General features: G+C 34.4%; 7 protein-coding genes. 2 read left to right on the forward strand and 5 right to left on the reverse strand.

What is annotated here, in order from left to right; genetic code table 11:
* Window positions 1–121: 121 nt before the first annotated feature.
* Complete coding sequence (locus P8M54_RS07270; RefSeq protein WP_300286723.1) at window positions 122–1,021, reverse strand: NifU family protein; 900 nt, start codon at window positions 1,019–1,021, stop codon at window positions 122–124.
* Between the two features lie 153 nt (window positions 1,022–1,174).
* On the opposite strand from P8M54_RS07270, the gene P8M54_RS07275 reads away from it, so the two are divergent.
* Together P8M54_RS07275 and P8M54_RS07280 are read left to right on the forward strand one after the other, a co-directional pair.
* Window positions 1,175–2,176 (forward strand): type IX secretion system membrane protein PorP/SprF, encoded by a 1,002-nt coding sequence (locus tag P8M54_RS07275; RefSeq protein ID WP_300286725.1) that lies wholly within the window; start codon window positions 1,175–1,177, stop codon window positions 2,174–2,176.
* 17 nt (window positions 2,177–2,193) lie between these two features.
* Window positions 2,194–2,709, forward strand: a complete 516-nt coding sequence (locus tag P8M54_RS07280; RefSeq protein WP_300286727.1) for a gamma carbonic anhydrase family protein — start codon at window positions 2,194–2,196, stop codon at window positions 2,707–2,709.
* Window positions 2,710–2,772: 63 nt separating this feature from the next.
* On the opposite strand, the gene murI is transcribed toward P8M54_RS07280, so the two are convergent.
* The 4 genes from murI to P8M54_RS07300 all read right to left on the reverse strand — a co-directional run.
* A complete protein-coding gene (gene murI / locus P8M54_RS07285) occupies window positions 2,773–3,549 on the reverse strand; it encodes a glutamate racemase (RefSeq protein ID WP_300286729.1) in 777 nt (258 codons plus the stop codon).
* Window positions 3,550–3,657: 108 nt separating this feature from the next.
* Complete coding sequence (locus P8M54_RS07290; RefSeq protein ID WP_300286731.1) at window positions 3,658–4,158, reverse strand: OmpH family outer membrane protein; 501 nt, start codon at window positions 4,156–4,158, stop codon at window positions 3,658–3,660.
* 40 nt (window positions 4,159–4,198) lie between these two features.
* Window positions 4,199–5,197, reverse strand: coding sequence for an OmpH family outer membrane protein (locus P8M54_RS07295; RefSeq protein ID WP_300286733.1), 999 nt, complete (start codon window positions 5,195–5,197; stop codon window positions 4,199–4,201).
* A gap of 33 nt (window positions 5,198–5,230) precedes the next feature.
* A partial coding sequence (locus P8M54_RS07300) for a BamA/TamA family outer membrane protein (RefSeq protein ID WP_300286735.1) occupies window positions 5,231–5,965 on the reverse strand: 735 nt, incomplete at its 5' end.

Genomic DNA, 5,965 nt, shown 5'->3' on the forward strand with positions numbered 1-5,965 from the left:
TAATTAAAATAATTTTGACGTTAATAAGGAGTCGTACAAGTCTACTATAATTCTAGTAAAGAGCAAAAAAAAAGGCATTTCGATAAACTGAAATGCCTTTTGGTATTATTTAAAAATGCAATTAAGCATTTAATGCTTCAACCTGAATTTTTTCATCGTTTAGCATGCTCTTTAACATGTTTTCAATTCCTGATTTCAAAGTGAAAGTAGAAGAAGGACAGCCGCTACATGCTCCTTGTAAAATTACTTTTACCACTTTAGTTTCTTCATTATAAGAATCAAAGGCAATGTTTCCGCCATCAGCAGCAACCGCTGGTTTAACGTATTCTTCAAGTATGTTGATGATTTGTTGTGAGGTAACATCTAATTTATCAAATTCTTGTTCTTTATTATCCTCTGTTTTTTTAGCAGCCACAAGAACCGTTTCGTCTAAAACCTTACCTCCATTTTCAATGTATTGTTTAATGAAAGTTCGTAATTCTAAAGTGATTTCATCCCAACTAATAATTTCGTATTTAGTAACTGAAATGTAATTTTCATCTATAAATATTTCTTTTACATAAGGGAATTTAAATAACTCTTTTGCCAGTGGAGAAGCTTCTGTTTGGTCGATATTTTTAAACTCGATAGCGTTTTTAGTAAGCATTCTACTCACTACAAACTTCAAAGCGGATGGGTTAGGTGTAGATTCACCATAAACAGTGATTGGCTGTTTTTTTACTTTGTTTTCCGTAACCGTAATGATCACACCTCCGTTGTCTACGAATGTTGAAATTTGTTCTGCGACTGCATCTTTAACATCATCCCATTCTACTATACTAAATTTTTCGATAGCGATGAAATTTCCTGAGATATATACCGTTTTAACAAAAGGTAAATAAAATAGTTGTTGTGCAAGTGGTGACTCTTTTGCCTCATCGATGTTTTTAAATTCAAAATTTTCGTTTTGAGTTATAAAATCTTCAAATTCAAATTTTAATATGGTAGGATTCTGAGTTTCTTTTATAATTAATTTTGTCATGATTTTTGTAAATTTTTACAAATTTAGTAAAGTTATTTTCTATGAATACCTATATTTGGTTTATTAATTTAGAAATTAACTTTATTTTAAAGTTTGTTCCGTTTTTGAATTGATTTTTAATTGGTTACTATTCATCTTAGACTAAGGCATTCCATGTATAACAACTTTAAAATCTTAATTGCACTTTTTATTTTTAGCCTTTCATGTACCGCTCAAGAGGGCATCGCAGTGTACTCAGATTACCTTTCTGATAATTACTACTTGATTCACCCTTCGATGGCGGGCGCAGCAAATTGTGCTAAATTGAGAGTGACTGGTAGGAAGCAGTGGTTTGGTCAAGAAGATGCTCCTGAACTTCAAACAGCTAGTTTCAATGGACGAGTAGGAGAGAAAGCAGGTGCGGGAATTATTATTTTTAATGATAAAAACGGATACCATTCTCAAAAAGGAGTAAAATTCACATACGCCTATCATTTGATGTTCTCTCGTGATGAGATCGATTTAAATCAATTGTCATTTGGTATCAGTGGAGGTTTAATCCAAAGTCAATTAGATGAGACTGCTTTTAGAAATTCAGGTAATTTCGATCCCATTATTGATGGTACAATAGTTCAAAAAGACTCCTATTTTAATATGGATATTGGTGCATCTTATAATTATCTTGATTTTTACGTTCACGGTACCGTTAAAAATGCAATCGAGACCAGACGAAATATTTATACCGAATATGAAAGTGACAATTTGCGAAAGTATTTGCTAAGTGCAGGTTATGTTTTTGGAGATAAGCAAAGGATATTATGGGAGCCTTCCTTATTGTTTCAATATACCGATAAAACCAAGGAGAAGGCTATTGATGTTAACTTAAAGGCCTACAAAAATATAGATTTTGGGTCTATCTGGGCCGGTTTGTCTTACCGTCGTAGTTTAGATGGTGCAAACTATTCGAATAATAGTGGCGCGGAATTTAGTCAAAAATTACAATATATAACTCCAATTATTGGTGTTAATGTCGATAACTTTATGTTTGCGTATACCTATTCACATGTTACGGGTCCTGTTAATTTTGACAATGGAGGCTTTCACCAAATTACTATCGGAATTAACTTGTTTTGTAAACCTGTGAAATACGAATGTAACTGTCCAGCTATCAACTAAAGACACTCAAATAAATCATGTTACTAAAAGCAGTGAACGGTATCTTGCCGTCTATCCCAACGGATTGTTATGTTGCAGAAAACGCCACAATTGTGGGCGATATTAGTTTTGGAGACTCTTGTAGTGTGTGGTTTAACGCTGTGATACGTGGCGATGTCAATTCGATTCGGATCGGCAATAAAGTCAATATTCAAGACGGTGCCGTAATTCATTGTACGTATAAAAAACACCCAACAATTATAGGGAATAATGTTTCAATTGGTCACAATGCAATCGTACATGGTTGTACCATTCATGACAATGTGCTTATAGGTATGGGAGCCATCGTGATGGATAATTGTGTGATAGAAAGCAACTCTATCGTGGCAGCTGGCGCTGTAATCACGCAAAACACTACTGTTTCATCAGGTACTATTTGGGCTGGTGTTCCTGCCAGAAAAGTCAAGGATATTGATCAATCTAATTTTGCAGGTGAGATCGAACGTATTTCTAATAATTATGTAATGTACTCTAGCTGGTTTAAAGAGGAATAGACTAATACGCTTACCCTCTTGTTATAAAACGCTTGCATTTCCTTTTACACCCGTTCCATCTGTTTAAAAATCTTTTTCTAGGACAGTATAGGCAGAGCCAATAATTGCTTTAAGTACAGTTGGATTAGTATTGGTATAAAAAACAGGAGTTTTATCCGATCCATCTGAAAAACCGATTTTGTTTTCCAGTATGTTTTTGGTTTGTTTTGCTACCGCTTCGCCAGAGTCAATAATCTTTATGTGATTGGGCAAAATCTTTTTTATTTGAGGAATGAGGTAAGGGTAGTGACTGCATCCTAATACGAGGTAGTCAATATCAGCTGCAATCATAGGTCGTAAATAGGAGTCTAATAACTGTGACATTTCAACCGAATTTATTTTCCCGTTTTCAATTAGTTGTACTAGTCCGTTGCCTACTTGTTCCACGATTGTAATGTTATTAAACTTCCTAGCGGTTTCATAAAATAAAGCACTAGTTAGAGTACCTTGAGTGGCTAAAATACCAATCGTTTGTGTTTTCGAATGTGTTGCGGCTGGTTTTATGGCAGGTTCAATTCCTATAAAAGGTATGGTGTACGCTGCTCTTAACTCGGTAATAGCATTTGTGGTAGCAGTATTGCAAGCGACTACGATTAATTTACAGTTTTGTTTTATGAGGAATTCGGTATTTTTAATACTCAATGCAATAATTTCATCCTTTGATTTTTGACCATAGGGAGCATTTTTGCTATCAGCAAGGTAAATTGTTTTTTCATTAGGAAGTAAGTTGTGGATCTCTTTCCAGATTGATGTACCGCCTATTCCTGAGTCAAAAATTCCTATGGGTTGATTGTTATCCATTGTAACAAAGTTAGGTGCTGTAGATTGATTTTCCTAAAAACTAGAAATAAAAAAACCGCTCTATCCTGTGGAAGGTGAGCGGTTTTTTTGTATTACGTTAGGTTGTTATTAAAAACCTAAATCTTTTTTAACGTCAGCTGTTAAATCAGTTCCATCTGCTAATAATAACGTAGAGCCATCCAATACATATTGGAAACCTTTAGCTTTTCCAACTTTTTGAATTGACAATCTTACTTTTTCCATTAAAGGTTTCACGATATCAGATTCTTTTTGTTGTAATTCTTTTTGAGCATTGTCTCTAAAGTCAACAATTCTTTTCTGCATGTCTTGAACTTCTTTAGAACGGTCACCATTTACGGCATCAGTTACTGTTGCAGCTTCAGCTTCGTACTTTTTAAGTTTGGCTTGGTATTCTTCTACCATTTTTTTGTAATCAGTATCGTAAGTTCCGCTCAGTTTTTCTAATTGTTTTTGAGCATCTAACATTGCTGGCATTTTTGACATGATTTCGCTTACATCAACGTGTGCCGTTTTAGTTTGTGCATTTGTTGTTTGCGTAGCACCAAAAATGAATATTGCAGCAATTAATAAAGTTTTAATTTGTTTCATCGTTTTTAAAATATTAAGTAATTAATTTATTGTTTTAGGTTTAATTTTTTTCTTTTGATTTTTTAATGGAATCTCTTTCTTTTAAAATTTGAAGTCGTCTGTCTTCAACTGCTTTTCTTCTTGCTTCTAAATCTTTTTTCTTGTCCTCAAGTATCTTAGCTTTTAGATCGGCTTGTTTTTTTTGTGCGTCTTCGGCAGTTGTTTTCGCTACTTCTTTTTCAGAAGGAGCTACTTTTGATGCTTCGGCTGTATTTTCTTTTGATGAATTTGCAGAAACCGTGCCATTTTTTTTAGCCGCACGATCATCTAGTATTTTTTGTCTTCTTTCTTCAAATTCTTTTTTCTTATTCTCCTGCTCTAGTTTTCTGTCAGCGATGATTTTATCCCTTGCTGCTTGTTTTTCTTCTAATGCTTTTTGTCGGTCAGCTAATTGAGGATTACTATCTATAGCATCTTCTTTTCTTTCCTTCTCATCCAAATCTGCCTGTTGCTTTTTTGTGAGCTGCTCTCTTTTCTCAGTCCTATTAAGTACACGTAATACTTGATCACTGATATCAAATTGCCTTGCTGCAAAAAGCATTGTTAGATCAGATGATTTATCAAATATAAAATCATATTTCTTTGATTCGGCTATATCTTGTACTATAGTGAATACCTGATCTTGAATAGGTTTTACAAGTAAAGCCTTTTGGTTGATAAGGTCTCCATTAGCTCCAAAACGTTGCTGTTGAAAATCCAACATTTCATCCTCTAAGAATTTAATTTCTGCTTCTCTTTCTTCAATCAGACCTTTCGTTAATAATGCTTTTTCGGCTTTGAGTGCATCTTTTATTTTATTGATTTCAACTTTTTTGGCTTCAATATCTTGTTTCCACTTTTGAGCCTTTTGCTCTAGCTGCATACTTGCTTCAGCATAGTTGGGTACATTTTGTAAAATGAATTCCATATCGATATAGCCTACTCGAGAACCACGCGCCTGCGAATGAACTACGTTCGCCGTAATTGCGGCCAAAAATATAAATAAAAAATGTTTTCTCATAGCGTTATAGTATTTGAAAATCGTGTCGCAATTCTAGAATTGTTGACCTATGATAAAATGGGTTTCCCATCCATTAGGCGTTGTTGTACCTGGTAAAGCATCAAATCCATGTCCGAAGTCTATTCCTAGTAGTCCAAATGCTGGCATAAACACACGTAAACCAACTCCTGCAGAACGACTCAGTGCAAAAGGGTTGTAGCTCTTAAAATCAGCATATGATGATCCTGCTTCTAAAAATGCCAATGCATAAATTGATGCAGATGCCTTTAACGTAATTGGATAACGCATTTCTAAGGAGAATTTATTGTACACAGTAGCACCAATTTGTTGTCCAAATCTTGGATCCTTTGGGTCATCGATTATAGGAGTTAACGAGTTGTTAGGATATCCTCTTAATTGTACTGTTTCTCTACCATCCATTGAAAAGTTAGCCATACCGTCACCTCCTAAATAAAAACGTTCAAAAGGTATTGCTCCACGGTCACTATTGTAGGTTCCAAGGAAACCAAAGTCTGCCTGTGTTTTTAAAATAAGTTTATCCCATATTTGAGTGTACCAAGTTCCATTGAATTTAACTTTGTAAAACTCTAACCAACGAAATTTTTCCTGATCCATTTTTGCTTGATCTGCTACTAATTCTCCATCTGAATTTAGAGATTTAAATTCTTGAAGATTTTCTAAGTTTCCATAGTCAACATCACTGAATAGAGAGAAAGGAGGTGTAAGTTTTGCACTTATTACAAAGCTTGACCCTGCAGTAGGGAATAT

Source organism: Flavobacterium sp., from assembly GCF_029242675.1.
Taxonomy (GTDB): Bacteria; Bacteroidota; Bacteroidia; order Flavobacteriales; family Flavobacteriaceae; genus Flavobacterium.

Coding starts and splice junctions, on each gene's coding strand:
- P8M54_RS07270 (WP_300286723.1), bottom strand. CDS start 1,021: ATGACAAAATTAATTATAAAAGAAACTCAGAATCCTACCATATTAAAA.
- P8M54_RS07275 (WP_300286725.1), top strand. CDS start 1,175: ATGTATAACAACTTTAAAATCTTAATTGCACTTTTTATTTTTAGCCTT.
- P8M54_RS07280 (WP_300286727.1), top strand. CDS start 2,194: ATGTTACTAAAAGCAGTGAACGGTATCTTGCCGTCTATCCCAACGGAT.
- murI (WP_300286729.1), bottom strand. CDS start 3,549: ATGGATAACAATCAACCCATAGGAATTTTTGACTCAGGAATAGGCGGT.
- P8M54_RS07290 (WP_300286731.1), bottom strand. CDS start 4,158: ATGAAACAAATTAAAACTTTATTAATTGCTGCAATATTCATTTTTGGT.
- P8M54_RS07295 (WP_300286733.1), bottom strand. CDS start 5,197: ATGAGAAAACATTTTTTATTTATATTTTTGGCCGCAATTACGGCGAAC.